The sequence below is a fragment of the Telluria sp. ZT3P39 genome (assembly GCF_059685935.1).
The window spans coordinates 159,990-177,085 of record NZ_JCASIH010000003.1 but is presented as its reverse complement, the minus strand read 5'-3'; the positions used below and the strand labels follow the sequence as shown (position 1 = coordinate 177,085).

The following is a 17,096-nucleotide window of genomic DNA, read 5'->3' as shown; positions in this document are numbered from 1 at the left end:
CGACCACATGGTGTACTTCAAAGCATGAACTATGCCAAGCTGTCGTTATGAGCAAATGCCATAAGCTTCGTTGGAAGCCTGCATATTTGGCCATACAATCGTCATCAGCCGGTGCCTGTGCCCCGGTGCATGCATGCACCGATTTGGTGCAAATGCGGCGACCGTGCACCATCGCAGCGCAGGATACACCGAACCAAGTTGGTGCAACGCTTTTTCTTGTCCAGGACGGAACAACCATCATGAACACACCTGAGGCCATTCTTGCCGCCGCCCGCGAACGCGCCGCCGGCCAGCCCTATGCCGGCGCGGTCACGCCCGAAGAAGCGTTCGCCCTGCTCCAGCTCGACCCGCGCGCCAAGCTGGTCGACGTGCGCACCAACGCCGAGCGCGACTGGGTCGGCCGCGCCGCCGTACCCGAGTCCCAGCACGTGGCGGTGCAATGGGCCACCTATCCCGGCGGCCAGCCCAATCCCGCCTTCGCTGCGCAGCTCGAGCAGGTCGCGCGCAAGGACGAGGTGCTGCTGTTCCTGTGCCGCTCGGGCGTGCGCTCGCGCCACGGCGCGCGGGTCGCCACCGAGCATGGCTTCGCCGAATCCTACGACATCCTGGAAGGCTTCGAGGGCGACCGCGATGCCGACGGCCACCGCAAGACGATCAGCGGCTGGTGCAAGGCCGGGCTGCCGTGGATCGGGGCGTGACGATGGATGCACAGGCACGCCTGGACGCCGCCAGCGAACTGGCGGGCGACGGCCAGCATGAGGAAGCGCTGCGCGAGTTCCAGTGGTTCCACGACCATGCACTGGAACAGGATCCGGCGCTGTACGGCGTGCGCCTGTCGTATGCGCTGTATGCGTGGGCCGACCTGGGGCAGGAATATCCGCCCGCACTGGAAGCCCTGGAAGCCGTGCGCCAACGCGACATGGCCCTCCTGCTGGCAGGCCAGGGCAAGCGCGGGCTGTTCCACGACGTGGTGGCCATCAATGACGAGCTGGGAAAGAGCGATGAGACGCATGCCCTGTGCGTGCAACTCGAGCGCGCCGATCCCGCCCTGCTGCTCGCCTGCGCCGACATCGCCCTGCCGGCCATCATCGCCGCCGGCGACTACGCGCTGGCCGAACGCCTGCTGCCCGCGCCCGAAGAGACCATCCGCGAGCGCAGCCGCTTCCTGATGAAGGCGTTCTCGCGCTGGCGCCGGCAGCATGGACGCACCATGTATATTCCGTCGCAGATCGACATCTATGCGAACGACGTGCGGCAGGTGCTGGCGGTGCTCGGGCAGCGCGGGCGGCATGCCGAGGCGGAGCGCCTGCGCAAGCTGGCCGTGGACCTGATTCCTGCGACCACGGTCAGGCGCGCGGTGCGCGCTGCGCTTGGTAGGGTGGCCGGCTCCGCCGGCCGCGCGTTCAACGAACGGGGATGAACCACGGTGCCGAAACATTAACGTGATTTGAACGCGCGGGCGGCGAAGCCGCCCACCCTACGGCATGACGAACACCTGCATGCCCGACGCCGCCCCAGGCGCACGGTACACCCGCTGCGTCGCCTTCCTGAAATCCTCAGCCTTCGCCGACGGAATATGCGTAAACGTCTGCGGATTCAAATCCACCAGCGGGAACCACGAGCTCTGTACCTGCACCATGATGCGGTGGCCGCGCCGGAAAGTATGGTTCACCTGCCCCAGCTCGAAGGACAGCGCCTCCTGCTTGCCCGGCGTGAACGGCTCCGGCTTTTCGAAACTGTTACGGAATTTCCCGCGCAGCGGATTGCCGCGCACCAGCTGCTGGAAGCCGCCCATGTTGATCGCCGGCGGTCCCACGTCGTTGCCCTTGCGCTCCACACCAGGTGTCGGATACGCTGCCGGATACACGTCGATCAGCTTGACCACCCAGTCCGCATCGGTGCCGGTGGTCGACACGAACATCTTCGGCGCCACCGGCCCGGCGATCGTCACGTCCTCGTCCAGTACCTCGCTCTGGTAGACCAGCACGTCCGGCCGCGTGGCGGCGAAGCGCTGGTCCGAGACCATGTATTCGCGCGGCACCCCTAGCGCCGCGTAGCCGATGTAGGGCACGGGATTGCGCGGGTCGGCCACATACTCGTCGTAGCCCGCGCCGGCAGCCGCCGGCTGCTGCCAGCCCAGCGTGCCGTTCGGGCCGAAGTAGAGCGTGCGCGCCTTGGCGGGCGCCGGCGGCCAGGCGGCATACGTGCGCCAGACGTTGGTGCCGGTCTCGAACGCGGTCACCGCAGGCAGGATGCGCGCGGGCTTGACGCCCTTCAGGTGCTGCTCGAAGAAGGGGAACTGGATCTCGCGCCGGAAGTAGTCGCTGGTCCTGGCGTCGAACGACACGTTGCCGAAACGCGCGCCGTCGCTGCGCGCCCAGCCGCCGTGCACCCAGGGTCCCATCACCAGCGCGTTGGACGTGCCGGGATTATATTTCCCCACTGCCTTATGGATCGCAAACGGGCCGGCCGGGTCTTCGGCATCGAACCAGCCGCCCACCGTCAGCACCGCCGCCTTGACGTTCTTCATGTGCGGCGTGATGTCGCGCGAGCGCCAGAATTCGTCGTAGGTGTCGTGCTCGATGGTCGGCACCAACAGCTCGCGCTGCTCCGCGCTCATGGTGGCGAGGATGTTCGGCAGCGTGAGGTGCTTGAGGAAGAAGTCGTAGCCGTCCGCTTCGCGGTAGTCGAAGCCGGGGCGGTCCCGCAAAGGCAGGGTCGGGTTCTTCATCGGCAGGAAGGAGGCGTAGAAATCGAAGTTCGCCGCCAGCATGAAGGCGCCGCCGTGGTAGGAGTCGTCGCCCATGTACAGGTCGGCGATCGGCGCCTGCGGCGACGCGGCCTTGATCGCAGGGTGCGAATCGATGATGCTGGCCGCGGCATAGAAGCCTGGATAGCTGGTGCCCCAGATGCCGACCCGGCCGTTATTGTTCGGGACGTGCTTGAGCAGCCATTCGACGGTATCGTGCATGTCCGCGCTCTCCTGCCCTTCGCCCGCCGCGCGCTTGGCCTTGAGGTGCGGGGTCATCTCCTGCCAGGCGCCTTCGGACATGAAGCGCCCGCGCACGTCCTGGGTCACGAAGATGTAGCCGGAATCTTCCAGCTCGGGCGTGGGGCTGAGCGCTTGCGGGAACCAGTCCACGCCGTAGCGCTGCTCGCCCTGGGCCGCCACACCGGCGCTGTAGGGCGTGCGCTGCATCAGGAAGGGATAGGCTTTGGAAGCGTCCTTCGGCACGTAGACCACGGTGAAGAGCTTGACGCCGTCGCGCATCGGGATGCGGTATTCGTATTTGGTATAGGCCTCGCGCGGGCTGCGCTTCTGGCTTGGTGCATCCGCCGCAGCGGCGCTGGACTGGCTGGCGGCTTGCGCGCCTGCGGCGCAGGCCAGCAACACACCCAGCACAAGTGCGGACAAGGGACGACGGATCATGGCTTCCTCGGGGAATCTAGACAAAGTCCGCCAGTCTAGCCGAACCCATAAGGTAGGCGGAATAATTGGCAGAAATCGTCCGACGAGGATAGAACTGGCAACTGCTTAGGACTTGGTTAGTGCAGGCTGCTGATAGGCCAAGCAAGCAAAATTTAGCCGAGGCTAGCGCAGCGTGTGCCACGTACCGGAGATATGTTTTCTGAAATTTAAAAAATTAGATACCAATTCAAATGAATCACGCTGCTATAACTTCCGAAAGAAGTTCTGGATGCTTGTCTAATAGCTTCAATAACTTAACGGTAGAAAGTGGAGGTTTTGTTTTACCATTTTCATAGCGAGAAAACGCATTAACGCCTCCACCAAAAATTTCAGCAGCTTGTCGTTGATCCAGCGAAAGCCGCTTACGAACCGAAACAATAAATTGCGGGTCCACCGCAGCAGAGTTGACTTGTCGATTAAACGCCAACATTAAATCCATTGTTCGTCGAGATTCACTCGACGCCAAAATTGACTCGTCGCAAGATGGGCAAAAATCACCTTCAACATGGGGAAGAATCGTAGTCTCCCCTTTGTAGGTGTAGGGAACATCCCGCACATCATGGATGAGTTCGGAAGTGCCACAATTTTCGCATTTCATATTAGCTATAACTCCTTGAACGATACAATCAATACACCGTCTAGTATCATCAATTTTAGATACACATCATCGCCTGCTAGCGTTTGTGTATGATAAACATCCATCCAATGACCCGGATTCTTGTCAGATTCCATCGTCTTATAAAACTTACCCCTAGCTGGCAAATCGACCACGACCGCGATCATTTGGTCGAGATTAAGGCCTAACTGGGTGGCGCCTTCGCGGGCAACCTTTGTAGTTTTATACTTTTCCTGCTTTATCAGCGCAATCATATGCGCCAAATCGTGTGTTGGAGTGATGTAGTTGGTCATTGGGTGGTGTCGGGTAGCTCATGACTCACATATTAACCTACTTGGTGAAATTTAGCAAGTAGGTTAAAAATACACGCGGGACTAATTTGTTGCTCCGACAAGGAATGGTCAATGTGTTTGTATCCGCTGAATCGCAGACACTGGTGGGGCCTCGACACCATCTGGGGAAGGCGGGGGGGGGTAACGCGGATGAGCGATCAAACTCATGCTTGACGTCACGGCATCGATCAACGCTGCGTGGAGCGACAGGGCTACATATCTCTGTCCCGAGCTGCCCACGCTACGGACTTCCCATTTTGGTCAATCGTACCGCGCACCCGCTCGCGCACGAAGTTGATGTGGCTGCGCAGCCGGTACAGTTCTTCCGCATAGGCCAGCGGGATCGAGATATGGTTGACGCTTTCTTCGATCTCGTCGAGGCGCCCCATCAGGCCTCCGCGCGCGGCCTCCCTCCCCTCCGGCTGCGTGGCCTCGAGCTCCTGCTCCACCTTGCGCAATTCGCCATACCAGCGGTAGACGCGCGAGCGCACGCGCCAGACGTAGATCGGCGGCACGATTTTAGAGAGCGGAATGAGCAGGGCCGCCAGCGCCACCGCCACCACCCACAGCCGCTCGAACAGGTTGGCCAGCCAGAAGCGCATGTAGCGCTGCATGAAGGGCGGCCCGTCGCGGTAGTAGCGCGCCGCCTCGGCCGCCACCGGGATCTCGGTGTATTTCGGCGACGGGAACTGGCCCTGCTGCTGGAACCAGCCCGCCTTGCCGTGGATCTCGCCGGCCGACTTCACCAGCAGGCCCACCAGCGCCGGATGCAGGTCTTCACGCGCGACCAGGGTCGCGGTCGGCGCGATCAGGTGGTAGTCCTGGGACGGAATGTCGCGCCCGAGGTCGACGATCCCGCGCGGCAGCACGACGTGGGTCAGGAAAGGCAGGCGCCGGGTATAGGCGTCGGCCTGGGTGAAGTTGAACAGCCGGATGCCGGGGGTCTGCAGCAGCATCTGGATCAGCGGCGCTTCCGGCGCCGACGAGAAGACCAGGCCATCGATGCGGCCCGCCAGCAGCTCCATCGTGGCCGGCGTGTTTTCCAGCGCGCCGATGCGCAGCTCGCCGGGGGCGATGCCGTTGGCGTCCAGCACCTGGCGGAACAGGCGCGGCACGCCGGTGCCTTCCGGCCCCAGGTTGATGCGCTTGCCTTTCAAATCCGTGAGGTGGTTGATGCGGGCGCCTTCGCGCAGGAACAGCCACACCGGTTCGGTGAACAAACTGCCGAGCGAGACCAGCCCGGTGGTGTCGCGCCGCGCGGCGCCCTGTCCGTCTTCGGTCGAGCCGCTTTGCACGAAAGCGATGTCGGCCTTGCCTTCGATCAGGCGCTGCAGGTTGTCGTGGGAGCCGAGCGAAGGCTGGAGCGCCAAGGCGATGTCGTCGCGCGCCAGCCGCGCGCCGTACTGGCGGCCGAATTCTTCGTAGGCGCTGTTGAACTGGCCGGTGGCCATGGTGAGCTTGCGCGGCGGGGCCGGATCGACCCACAGGTAGGCCAGCACCGCCACCGTGATGACTGCCAGCAGGGTCGGCCCCATTGCTGTCAGGAGGTCGCGCAGGGACACGATGCTGAATTGGCGTACGCGCGTCACCGCACGCTTGACGGCAACGCCTCCGGATCGCCGGACCGCGCCTTTTAACGGACGCACTGTCGCTGGGCGCCGATGCTGCCCGGAGGCGGCTCAATCATCGGCATCAGGCTCGGGGCGAGCGTGACCAGCAGCTGCACCGGCAGTGCGCTGGTGAAGTCGTAGTTACCGGACTGCGGACCGTGCACATAGGCGGTCATGCTGCCGAAGAAGCGCTCGCCGATGTTGAACACAAAAGTAGCCGAGCGGTTCACGTAGCGCGACTCGAGCACGCGGCCACCGCGCGCATACACCTCGAAGCGCTGGTCGCCGGTACCGGTCTTGCCGCCCAGGGCGATGACGCTGCCATCGGACTGCACGAAGGCCGTCTTGACGCGCTTGGCGGTGCCGTCCGAGACCACGCCCTGGATGGCGTCGGCCACCGCGCGCGCCACCTCGGGCGAGAGTACCTGTTCCTTGCCGCCGCCCTTGGCGCGTTTGACCAGGGTTTCGTAAGGCGTGTCCTTGGCGAAGTGCAGCGAATCGATGCGCTCGACCGGCTTGCGCATGCCGCCGTTGACGATGATGCCCATCAGCTCGGCCAGCGCGGCCGGCCGGTCGGCCGAGGCGCCCAGGGTGGTGGCGTAGGACGGCACCAGCGAGTCGAACGGATAGCCCATCTTCTTCCACTGCGCGTGGATCTTCAGGAAGGCTTCGACTTCGAGCAGGCCGGCGATGCGGTTGTCCTGGGCGTGCTTGCGGTGGGTCTTGAACAGCCAGGAATACACTTCCTGGCGTTCCTTGACGCTGGCATTGGTCACTTCGGTCCAGCCGGCCTTCGGATGGACGCGCAGGTAGCTCACCAGCCACAGCTCGAGCGGGTGCACCGAGGCCACGTAGCCGCGGTCGGCCAGCGACATGTTGCGCGGGTCGTACATCTCGTACATCTTCGGGATGCGGTCCGGGTCCATCTCTTTTGCCGTCGGCAGCGACTTGTCGATGAACTCGGCAAATTGCGCCAGCGAGGCCTTCGGCGCGATCGTGCGGTGGGCAGCGGCCAGTTTCGAGGCCATCGGACGCACGGTCTGGAACAGCAGGGCCTCGACCTCGGCCGGGGTCTTGCCCTTGTACTTGTTCCAGAACTTGGCCATGAACACCTTGCCTTCGCTGTCGGCGAAGCGCGCCAGGTATTCGGCGCGGCGCGGGTCGTCGGCGTCGGCCAGCAGCTGGGCCGAGGAACCCGGCAGCTGGAACATGTAGTAGCGCACGACGTCGCGCATCATCCGTACGAACACGAGGTTGGTCGAATTGCGCAGCGCCTCGGTCACCGTCATGATCCGGCTGTTATCGAGCTTGCTGAAGTTGCCGAAGGTGTGCAGGCCGCCGCCGGTGAAGAAGGCTTCGCCCGGGTTGGCCGAATACTTGCGCTCCATCGCGGCCGCCAGCATCGGCGCCAGGCCGCGGTCGGCGCGCGCGGGCAGCGTGCGGAAATACTCCAGCGCCCACTGCGACATGCGGTCTTTGGCGTCGACTTCGACGCCCATCAGGCCGATCTTGTCCATCGGCTCGAAGCGCTTGTGCAGCTGGTCGACGATGTCGAGATAGGTCACCAGGGTGCGCAGCTTGGCGGTCGAGCCGAGGTCGAGCTTGGCGCCTTCGTTGATGTCGAGCGGCTGGTCGTAGTTATCGGTCTGCACGCGCAGGTAGTTCACGTGCTCGCCGCGCTCCATCAGCGTGAAGCTGTAGACCACCTGGGCAGGGTCGCCGTTGCCGAGCAGGCCCTTGCCGGTCAGGCCGGCCGCTTTCGCATGCTCGGCGTCGGTCAGCTTGCGCAGCGCATCGGTGACGGCCGCCTGCACCTGGGCGTCGAGGGTGGACACCACCGACAGATCGAGGCGGTCGATGTTGTACAGGCGCGCGTCGCCCACCAGCGAGCCGAGGTGGTTGCGCACCGCATTGGCGGCCTTGCGCGACACGAAGGCGTCGGCGCCGGGCGCGGCCACGCCCGAGGCCTGGGACGGGTGCAGGGCTACCCGCAGTGCGGCGTCGCGCAGCTGCGGCGAGATCACGCCGGCCTGCGCCAGCACGCGCAGGTGGCTGTTGGTCAGGGTTTCGAGGTCGTTCTCGCCGGCGCCCAGGTAATAGGCCGGGCGGCGCTGCGCGATCATGAGCGACAGCGCCTCTTTGTAGGCGGTGACGGCGTCAGGGGTGTTCATCGGCCCCTTGAGCATGCGGCTGACCTGGTCGAAATCGCGCCCGTACCAGACCCACATGCCGTCGCCGATACCGTTGACTTCGCCGTAGCCCGGCTTGGCCGACAGCGGCACCGTGTTCAGGTAGTCGAGCACGATCTGGCGGCGCGACCCGGTGGTGTCTTCGCCATCCTGGTAGGCGCGCAGTGTGGCCGAGGACATCTGGATGATCTTGTCGTGCAGCGAGCCGGTGCGGCCCTCCGGAGAATGCCGGTATTTCTCGATCTGGGTGGCGAGCGTGGAGCCGCCGGCCACGCGCCCGGCGCCGCCCAGGCCGACGCTGCTCAGGGTCTTGTCGAACACGGCTTTCGAGAAGCGGTCCCATTCGATGGCCGGATTGCGGTGCGGATAGGCCGGGTCGAGCAGCTCGCGGTTCTCGATGAACAGCAGGCTTTGCACCAGCAGCGACGGCGCTTCGTCGAACTTGTGATAGAAGCGTTCGGGGAAGCGCGAGGCGAACAGGGGCTGGGCGCGGCAATCGAGGATCTCGAGGCCGACCTTGGTTTTCTCGTGGTAGGTGGCGTACAGGCCGCGGTCGGCCATCTCGACCATCTTGGGCGAGATGCGCGCCTGCGAATCGATCAGGTAGCCGCGCGACTCCAGTTTTTGCAGGTAGGCCGGCAGGCTGGCATAGCCCAGGCGCGTGTCGTAGGGGCTGGCTCCAGGGAAGCGGATCGATTGGCTCGGCCCCTTCTCCATGCGGAAGTCGAGGTCGGCGGCCATGCCGGCGAAAATCCTGGCCTGGAGGCGCGAGCTGCGCACCTCGAGCACGGTCCAGGCGGCCAGCAGCGCCAGCAGCACCAGCAAGGCGCCGTACAGCCAGAGCTTGACATTGCGCTTGCGCGGCGCCGGCCCGGGCGAGTCGGAACCCTCGGGCGGCTCGGGCGGAGGCAGCGGTTCGCCGCCGGACGCACCCCCGCCTCTGGCCACGGCCAGATGCGGGAAGGCTTCGTACAGGGGGACATCGCTGCCGCCCGCGGATGCGAGCACAGGTGCGCCGCCAGCTGGGGCGGAACGTCCGCGCCACTTGCCGACCGCGCGGAATACATTACTAGGCCGTCCTAAACGGCGGATACTTTCCATGATGGCTCAACCGGTTTGATTCAATATGCTGCGCTCAATCCCCGCCAACCTGCTCGCCATCGTTGCTGCTGGTTTGTTCGAGTGATTGCGTCGTCGTCAGTTCGCAAAAACGGGCGGCGCAAACTCACTCCAGATTGCACCACCACAGGTATCATTCCACCACATCAATACGTCACGCGCGAGACGCGGTTTAACAATTTTGATCCATGCGATGTATTTTCGCAAAAAAACAACGGCCGAGTTAGCTCAGCGGCATGCAGTCCTACAAAGCCTCCGGCGCTGTCCTGACACGCCGTCCGGGACCTGTGTTCAGGCCTGCGCCGCCGGCGTCAGGGCGCTGCCGCGCATCTCTTCCAGCGCTCCCAGGCAGTAGTACTGGAACCAGAGCCCGGCGAACAAGAAAATCATGATGTAGAGCCACAGCGACAGCAGCGCCAGGAAGGGGAACAGCACCACCGACAGCAGCGCCCCGCCCATCCAGGCAATGCCCGGCAGTGCGCCGGCCAGGCCCGAGGCGAAGCCGATCGTGAGCAGCGCGCCGCGATGGCGCCGCATCAGCTCCTGGCGCTCGTCCACGCTGGCATGCGCGGCCAGCGCGTCATAGCTCATCACGCGCGAGGTCACCCAGGCCCACAGGCAGGCCTGCACCAGCCAGGCCAGCGGCGGCACCGCATACAGCGGCAGGGTGAACAGCCATAGCACCGCGAACACCGCCGTGCTGCCGACGTTGATGGCGACGCTGCCGATGAAGGAACCGCCCTGCTTCTTTTCCAGCTGCGGGTAATGGTTGTTGCCGACGTGACGCTCGATGACGGGCATCGCGATCACGCCCATGAACAGCAGGGCCGAGCCGATGATCAGCGGCAGCAGCAGCGCGATGGCCAGCAGCGGCACCACCATCACCTTCAGCACGCTCAGGCCGAGCATGGCCAGCATGCCGCCGGTCTGCTGGAAGATCTCGTATTCGGTGAAGGCGCCATGCAGCCAGTCGAGCAGCGGCTGAAGGCCGGTCCAGAGCAGCGCGCCCCACAGCACCAGCGACAGCGCCAGCGGCGCGCTGGAGAGCAGCAGCATGCGGCGCGAGAACTGGGCCCGCAGCGCGCGGCGGTAGGCCAGGCCGACGCCTTTCATCGGACCACCCGGCACGGCGTCTGGGGAGGAAGAGGCATCGCGGCTCCTTGCTTGGTTTGCATGATTGCCATTCTACGCACATCGCCGGGGGCGCGGCCATTGGCAGCCCGTCCGGCGATGCACTACAATCGCCTTTCAACTTGAACAACAGGGAAGACCATGTCCACCAATACCACTGATTCCGGCCTGCAATACGAAGACACCGTCGTCGGCGACGGCGCCGAGGCGAAAGCCGGCCAGCACGTCACCGTCCACTACACCGGCTGGCTGCGCAACGACGACGGCACCGCCGGCGCCAAGTTCGATTCGAGCAAAGACCGCAATGACCCGTTCCAGTTCGCGCTGGGCGCCGGCCATGTGATCCGCGGCTGGGACGAAGGCGTGCAGGGCATGAAGGTCGGCGGCCAGCGCCGCCTCACCATCCCGGCCAGCCTCGGATACGGCGCCCGCGGCGCCGGCGGCGTGATCCCGCCGAACGCGACCCTGATCTTCGACGTCGAACTGCTGGCTGTCTAATACGCATGCCTGTAGGGTGGTCGGCTTTGCCGACCGCGCGTTCAAACCACGGTGCTGAAGCCCGTGCGCTTATTCATCGCGCAACTATCACCGCGCGATCGGCCGAGCCGGCCACCCTACCCCCGAGCATCCCCTCTAAAGTTCGCCCCGTTTGGGCGTGAACGCGCCGCTCCTGCGCTAAGATGCCCCGGCATTACCGTAATGCCAACGCAACCACCACAGGAGTATTCATGAGCTTGCAAGAACAGTTTGCCCAGGCCCAGGCCGAATCCAAGAATCTGCCGGAACGTCCGGACAACATGACCTTGCTGAAGATTTACGCGCTCTACAAGCAGGGCTCGAGCGGCGACGCCACCGGCGAGCGCCCGGGCATGACCGATTTCGTCAACCGCGCCAAGTTCGACGCCTGGGCCGCCCTGAACGGCACCTCGCAGGACGACGCCATGCAGCAGTACATCGACCTGATCGAAGAACTCAAGGGCTGAGGCGGGGCTGAAGTGTTGCCCGCCTAGGCGGGCAAAAAATTGATTAAGCGGGCACGAACACCTTGCGCATCTTTTCCGCCACCTTGGCCTCGATGGCCGCGGCGAATGCGCTCATGAAGAAGCCCAGGCGGATCCGCATGGCCGCGCGCCCGCCGTCCAGGGTCAGGGCGCCTTCCACCCCGCTGCGCTCGAAGCGCAGGACGTCCCCTTCCCACTTGCACTCCAGGCCATATTCGGTCGAGATGCGCTGCGCCACCTGCTGGGCCGCTGCGCGCGCCTGTTCCGGGCTGAGGCTGTGTTCCTGGACGATGCTGATTTCCGACATGCTGGGCTTTCCTTCATTTATTGCGAGACAGTCCGCCATGATGCCAGCTGGAAGCGAACTCGGCCAGTCCGCCACAGCACACCGCTTCCGTTCCAGATCAATTGATAGTGCTCAATGCCCGCATTGCCCAGCGCGCGAACATGGTCAGGCCGCCCGACATTTCGCAAGGAGCCGTCATGGAACCAGGTGCCCCCTTGCCGGACGCGTTGGCCACGCTTGACCGTGACCAACCTCCGGCCCGCTTCATCCCCACGCCCAGCGCGCCCTACCAGCGCCAGCACCGCGCCGCCCGGCTGCTCGAGCAGCCGGCGGTGCCTGAGCCGGCCCCGGGCGCCGCACCTGCCCCCCTGGAAGACGAGGTCTCGGCAGAACCTCCGCCCCTGCCCCATGCCTTCGGCGCGCGCGTGCTGATGTGGAAGCAGGACCCGTCGGTCGGCGAGATCGGCACCCGCCGCGCCTACCTGCCCGGCCCGGTCCTGGCCGGCCCGCGCGACGCCCGCATCGCGCCCGGCAGCCCCGGCATCGACCCGGTCGAGCCGAACACCTTGGGCGATTTCGTCACCCAGCCCGACACCCCGCAGTTCGACGCGGTGCACACCTTCTCGGTGGTGCGCCAGACCCTGACCATGTACCAGCGCGCCCTGTTTGGGGCCGGGCTCGAGATGCCCCTGCCCTGGCAGTGGAACACCAGCATGGACACGCGCCCGCTAACGGTCTTCCCCTACGGCCTGCCGAACGTGATGAACGCGTTCTACAGCCGCAGCCAGGCCTGCCTGAAGTTCGGCGATTTCATCCCGAACGGCACCGCTGGTGGTGAGGCTGCGCGCGTGTACACCTGCCGTTCCTTCGACATCGTGGCCCACGAGACCGCCCATGCGGTGCTCGACGGCCTCAAGCCGCAATGGCTGCTGGCCGACGCCCCGCCCCAGACCGGCGGCCTGCACGAAGCCTTCGGCGACCTGACCGCGATCTTCCTTGCCCTGTCCCAGCTCGACCAGTGCGAAGCCGTGGTCGCACAGACCAAGGCCCACCTGCACGACAAGACCTACCTCTCAGACATTGCCGAGCAGTTCGGCCTGGCCCTGGGCGGCGCCACCGGGCTGCGCAACGCCGACAACGACCTGACCCTCGGCCAGGCCGGCACCCAGGTGCATGCGATCTCGCAGGTCTTCACCGGCGCCATGTACGACGTGCTGGCCGACATGTTCGCCTACGAACGCAACCCGCTGCTGGACGACTGCGCCGCCGTACTGCACCGGGTGGCGGCCTACCTGCGCGGTCTGCTGCTGCGCGCCCTGATCGCCGCGCCGGACCGCGCCGCCACCTATGTCGACGTGGTCAACGAGATGCTGCGCATCGTTCTTGAAGACGGCAAGCCCGACAGCTACGCCGCCTTCATCCGCAACCAGTTCGGGCGGCGCGACGTGGTGGAGGCGCCGCCGGAAGGCTCGGCGGCGGCCATCGGCGGCGAGAAACTGGCGCCCAAGGTCTGCGACGCGCCCGGCGCGCGCCAGGACCGGCGCGCCTGCTGCGGCACCATGAACCTGCCCGAATACCACAAGGTCGACCAGGTGCTGGACGGCGAAGCCCGGGCGCTGGCGCGCTGGTGCGCGGCCAATGGCCGGATGGGCGAGTGCACGGTTCCTGCCGCTGCGGCGGTCCCGGTGTCCTCGATGGCGGACCAATCATGAAGATCAGCGCGCGCGCCTGCGGCGGCTTCGCCGGACTGGCCGAAGCCTACGACCTCGACACCGCCCACCACCCCATCGGCGGCGAGCTCGAAGGCCTGCTGGGCCGGCTCGATTTCTTCTCGGCCGCGCCGGTCTGCCCGGTCGGGGCCGATATGCCGCGCTGGGAAATCACGGTCGAGGACGGGCCGCGCTGCCATACGGTCTTCGTGCGCGAGGACGGCAGCGGCGGCGACTGGCAGACCCTGTTACAGCGCCTGCGCGGCGCCGCCTGAAGCGAAATTGGCCCTGGCGGCGTCCTGCTGTGCGCCGTCACGGCCAACATTTGCTTATATATATTGTGTATAAGGCCAATTTGTCGGAAAGCGGGAATTGCCCTAAAATACAGTGCTTTGCCATGTCCGGCCGGCCCCCGCGCCCGGCGCCGCGACGCCTTACCAACTAATAGGACTGTTATGACCCACGTTGTCACCGAATCGTGCATCCGCTGTCGTTATACCGATTGCGTCGATGTATGCCCGGTAGATTGTTTCCGGGAAGGCCCGAATTTCCTCACCATCGACCCTGACGAATGCATCGACTGCGCCGTCTGCGTCGCCGAGTGCCCGGTGAATGCAATCTACGCGGAAGAAGACGTGCCGTCGGACCAACAGCAATTCATCAAGATTAACGCCGACCTGTCGCGCTTCTGGCCGTCGATCACCAAGACCAAGCCGGCCCTGCCCGACGCGGAAGAGTGGAAAGACGTCAAGGACAAGCTGGACCAGCTGGCCCGCTAAGCTCCGTACAGCCGGGCCCGGCCGAACGCGGGACCGCTGGGCCTGGCCTCAGCGCAGGTTCGTCAATCGTGGCACACTAGCGGCCACCGTCACACCCACACCCAAAAAAACCACAGGATTTAAGCGCATGACTATCAGTGCCTCCCACGAAGCGGGCAGCATCGCTCCCAACAGCTCGTTCGCCGGTGCGATCGACGCCGACGCCGTGATCATCGGCGCCGGTCCGGTCGGCCTGTTCCAGGTCTTCGAACTCGGCCTCCTCGAAATCAAGGCCCATGTCATCGACTCGCTGCCGGCCGTCGGCGGCCAGTGCGTGGAACTGTACCCGGACAAGCCGATCTACGACATCCCGGCCGTGCCGGTGTGCACCGGCCAGGAACTGACCGACAACCTGCTCAAGCAGATCGAGCCGTTCGAGCCGACCTTCCACCTGAACCAGGAAGTCACGACCGTGCAGCGCCGCGAAGACGGCCGCTTCAACGTCGAGACCTCGACGGGCACCCAGTTCATCACCAAGACCATCTTCATCGCCGCCGGCGTCGGCTCGTTCCAGGCGCGCACGATGAAGGTCGACGGCATCGAGAAGTTCGAAGGCTCGCAGCTGCACTACCGCGTCAAGGATCCATCGATCTTCGAGGGCAAGAACCTGGTCATCTGCGGCGGCGGCGACTCCGCGCTGGACTGGGCGCTGAACTTCGTGGGCAAGGCCGAATCGGTCGTGCTGCTGCACCGCCGCGAAGACTTCCGCGCGGCCCCGGCCTCGGTGGCCAAGATGAAGGCCCTGTGCGACGAATACGAAATGCAGCTGATCACCGGCCAGGTGGTGGGCTTCCACGAAACCGACGGCAAGCTGTCGGAAGTCAAAGTCACCGGCGCCGACGGCGTCACCCGCCGCGTGCCGCTGGACATGCTGATGGTCTTCTTCGGCCTGTCGCCGAAACTCGGTCCGATCGCCGAATGGGGCCTGGACATCGAGCGCAAGCAGCTCAAGGTCGTGGATACCGAAAAGTTCGAGACCAACGTGCCGGGCATCTTCGCCGTGGGCGACATCAACACCTATCCGGGCAAGAAGAAGCTGATCCTGTCGGGCTTCCACGAAGCCGCGCTGGCCGCCTTCGGCGCCGCGCCCTACATCTTCCCGGACAAGAAGATCCACATGCAATACACGACGACCTCGCCGAAGCTGCACAAGATCCTCGGGGTCGAAAGCCCGGTCTTCGACTAAGCGGGCTTCGCCCTCAAAAAATGCCGCCCGGTGCAAGCCTGGCGGCATTTTTTTTGACCCTTATCGGGTTGGCATCGAGTAGAAAAAACCGCATCGTTCCGTAACGTAGTGACGACGAAAAAGCGCTCTTGATCAACGCATTTCCGGTTATGTGGGGAGCCTCACCGAACTACCGCACACAAATATGCTACAAGGGAGTTGTGAGCGCAGGGAATTGAAAACGACTGTTTCCACAAGTAAATCATATCCCCTATAATCAACCGCAGTCACGCGCAACGATTGCGACGCGCTTAGCCTACCGAAGGAACACTTTATGCTTTACCAACTACACGAGATGCAACGCTCTTTCCTCACCCCGCTGATGCAGTGGGCTGACGCGTCCTCGAAAATGTTCTCGAACCCGGTGTCGCCATTCGCGCACACGCCGTTCTCGCAACGTATCGCCGCAGGTTACGAACTGATGTACCGCCTTGGCAAGGATTACGAAAAGCCGGCCTTCGGCATCAAGACCGTCCCTGTCAACGGTTCCGATGTCGGCATCATCGAGCACACCGTGGTGGAAAAGCCATTCTGCAAGCTGCTCCATTTCAAGAAAGACCTGGGCGACCAGGCTTTTGCCGCGCTGAAGCAGCCGACCGTACTGCTCGTCGCGCCCCTGTCGGGCCACCATGCCACCCTGCTGCGCGACACCGTACGCGCCCTGCTGGCCGAGCATGACGTCTTCATCACCGACTGGACCGACGCCCGCATGGTGCCGCTATCAAGCGGCCCGTTCCACCTCGACGACTACATCTTCTACGTGCAGGACTTCATCCGCCACCTCGGACCCGACGTGCACGTGATCTCGGTCTGCCAGCCGACCGTGCCGGTACTGGCCGCGATCTCGCTGATGGCGACCAACAAGGATCCGAAGCTGCCGAAGACGATGACCATGATGGGCGGCCCGATCGACCCGAGCAAGTCGCCCACCGCCGTCAACGACCTGGCCGTCGAAAAGCCCTTCTCGTGGTTCGAGAACACCGTGATCTATTCGGTGCCGGGCAACTACCCTGGCTTCGGCCGCAAGGTCTATCCCGGCTTCCTGCAGCATGCCGGCTTCATCGCGATGAACCCGGGCCGCCACGCCCAGAGCCACCGCGAGTTCTACTCGCACCTGCTGCAGGGCGACGACGATTCGGCCGAAGCGCACCGCCAGTTCTACGACGAATACAACGCCGTGCTCGACATGCCGGCCGAGTACTACCTCGACACCATCAAGACCGTGTTCCAGGAACACCGCCTGCCCAAGGGCACCTGGGAAGTCGGCGGCCAGCTGGTGCGCCCGCAGGACATCACCACGGTCGCCCTGTTCACGGTCGAAGGCGAACTCGACGACATCTCGGGCGCCGGCCAGACCCGCGCGGCGCACGACCTGTGCACCGGCATCCCGCCGGAAATGCACCTCGACTTCGAGGCCCCGAAATGCGGCCACTACGGCATCTTCTCGGGCCGCCGCTGGCGCGAGATCATCTGCCCGAAGATCGGCGAGTTCATTCGGGCGCATGCCTGAATAACGTAAAAATGCCGGAGATTAGCTCCGGCATTTTTGTTTGGGGGTCGCGGGTACACAGCGAAGCCGGTCAGCGTCAGC

Annotated in this window: 16 protein-coding genes; 9 read left to right on the top strand and 7 right to left on the bottom strand. The window is 64.4% G+C overall.

The genetic code is table 11. The features are described 5' to 3' along the window. Positions 1–239: 239 nt before the first annotated feature. Positions 240–698 carry a rhodanese-like domain-containing protein gene (locus tag AC56LR_RS04910; RefSeq protein ID WP_497128096.1) on the top strand — a complete coding sequence of 153 codons (459 nt, stop codon included), beginning with the start codon at positions 240–242 and terminating at the stop codon, positions 696–698. Further along, complete coding sequence (locus AC56LR_RS04905) at positions 695–1,420, top strand: hypothetical protein (RefSeq protein ID WP_497128094.1); 726 nt, start codon at positions 695–697, stop codon at positions 1,418–1,420. Before AC56LR_RS04910 ends, AC56LR_RS04905 begins: the two co-directional genes overlap by 4 nt. 57 nt (positions 1,421–1,477) lie before the next feature. Here AC56LR_RS04905 and AC56LR_RS04900 read toward each other — a convergent pair whose 3' ends face one another. From AC56LR_RS04900 to AC56LR_RS04875, 6 genes are all read right to left on the bottom strand, one after another. Beyond that, positions 1,478–3,430 (bottom strand): CocE/NonD family hydrolase, encoded by a 1,953-nt coding sequence (locus tag AC56LR_RS04900; protein ID WP_497128092.1) that lies wholly within the window; start codon positions 3,428–3,430, stop codon positions 1,478–1,480. Positions 3,431–3,665: 235 nt separating this feature from the next. Next, the gene (locus AC56LR_RS04895) at positions 3,666–4,067 is read right to left on the bottom strand and encodes a type II toxin-antitoxin system MqsA family antitoxin (RefSeq protein WP_497128090.1); all 402 of its coding nucleotides are present in this window, start codon (positions 4,065–4,067) and stop codon (positions 3,666–3,668) included. Positions 4,068–4,072: 5 nt separating this feature from the next. Continuing rightward, positions 4,073–4,378 (bottom strand): type II toxin-antitoxin system MqsR family toxin, encoded by a 306-nt coding sequence (locus AC56LR_RS04890; RefSeq protein WP_497128088.1) that lies wholly within the window; start codon positions 4,376–4,378, stop codon positions 4,073–4,075. Between the two features lie 251 nt (positions 4,379–4,629). Further along, positions 4,630–6,006: a TAXI family TRAP transporter solute-binding subunit gene (locus AC56LR_RS04885; protein ID WP_497128086.1), complete on the bottom strand. Its 1,377-nt coding sequence runs from the start codon at positions 6,004–6,006 to the stop codon at positions 4,630–4,632. 44 nt (positions 6,007–6,050) lie between these two features. After that, positions 6,051–9,224 (bottom strand): transglycosylase domain-containing protein, encoded by a 3,174-nt coding sequence (locus tag AC56LR_RS04880; RefSeq protein WP_497128084.1) that lies wholly within the window; start codon positions 9,222–9,224, stop codon positions 6,051–6,053. Between the two features lie 402 nt (positions 9,225–9,626). Then, on the bottom strand, positions 9,627–10,448 hold the full coding sequence (locus AC56LR_RS04875) for an EI24 domain-containing protein (RefSeq protein WP_497128082.1): 822 nt from the start codon (positions 10,446–10,448) through the stop codon (positions 9,627–9,629). 159 nt (positions 10,449–10,607) lie between these two features. On the opposite strand from AC56LR_RS04875, the gene AC56LR_RS04870 reads away from it, so the two are divergent. Beyond that, positions 10,608–10,964 carry an FKBP-type peptidyl-prolyl cis-trans isomerase gene (locus AC56LR_RS04870; RefSeq protein ID WP_497128080.1) on the top strand — a complete coding sequence of 119 codons (357 nt, stop codon included), beginning with the start codon at positions 10,608–10,610 and terminating at the stop codon, positions 10,962–10,964. Between the two features lie 230 nt (positions 10,965–11,194). After that, complete coding sequence (locus AC56LR_RS04865) at positions 11,195–11,449, top strand: acyl-CoA-binding protein (RefSeq protein ID WP_497128078.1); 255 nt, start codon at positions 11,195–11,197, stop codon at positions 11,447–11,449. A 43-nt stretch (positions 11,450–11,492) separates the two neighbouring features. Here the strand turns inward: AC56LR_RS04865 and AC56LR_RS04860 are convergent, their stop codons facing one another. After that, positions 11,493–11,774 (bottom strand): polyhydroxyalkanoic acid system family protein, encoded by a 282-nt coding sequence (locus AC56LR_RS04860; protein WP_497128076.1) that lies wholly within the window; start codon positions 11,772–11,774, stop codon positions 11,493–11,495. Between the two features lie 176 nt (positions 11,775–11,950). Here AC56LR_RS04860 and AC56LR_RS04855 point away from each other — a divergent pair, with 176 nt between their 5' ends. From AC56LR_RS04855 to AC56LR_RS04835, 5 genes are all read left to right on the top strand, one after another. Then, a complete protein-coding gene (locus tag AC56LR_RS04855) occupies positions 11,951–13,465 on the top strand; it encodes a hypothetical protein (protein WP_497128074.1) in 1,515 nt (504 codons plus the stop codon). After that, positions 13,462–13,737 (top strand): protealysin inhibitor emfourin, encoded by a 276-nt coding sequence (locus AC56LR_RS04850; RefSeq protein WP_497128072.1) that lies wholly within the window; start codon positions 13,462–13,464, stop codon positions 13,735–13,737. Before AC56LR_RS04855 ends, AC56LR_RS04850 begins: the two co-directional genes overlap by 4 nt. A 180-nt stretch (positions 13,738–13,917) precedes the next feature. Continuing rightward, entirely contained in the window at positions 13,918–14,241 is a 324-nt protein-coding gene (fdxA, locus tag AC56LR_RS04845; RefSeq protein ID WP_091871505.1) for a ferredoxin FdxA, read from the top strand. 127 nt (positions 14,242–14,368) lie between these two features. Next, positions 14,369–15,466 (top strand): NAD(P)/FAD-dependent oxidoreductase, encoded by a 1,098-nt coding sequence (locus tag AC56LR_RS04840; protein ID WP_497128070.1) that lies wholly within the window; start codon positions 14,369–14,371, stop codon positions 15,464–15,466. A 313-nt stretch (positions 15,467–15,779) separates the two neighbouring features. Then, positions 15,780–17,015, top strand: a complete 1,236-nt coding sequence (locus tag AC56LR_RS04835; RefSeq protein WP_497128068.1) for a polyhydroxyalkanoate depolymerase — start codon at positions 15,780–15,782, stop codon at positions 17,013–17,015. The last annotated feature ends 81 nt before the right edge of the window (positions 17,016–17,096 follow it).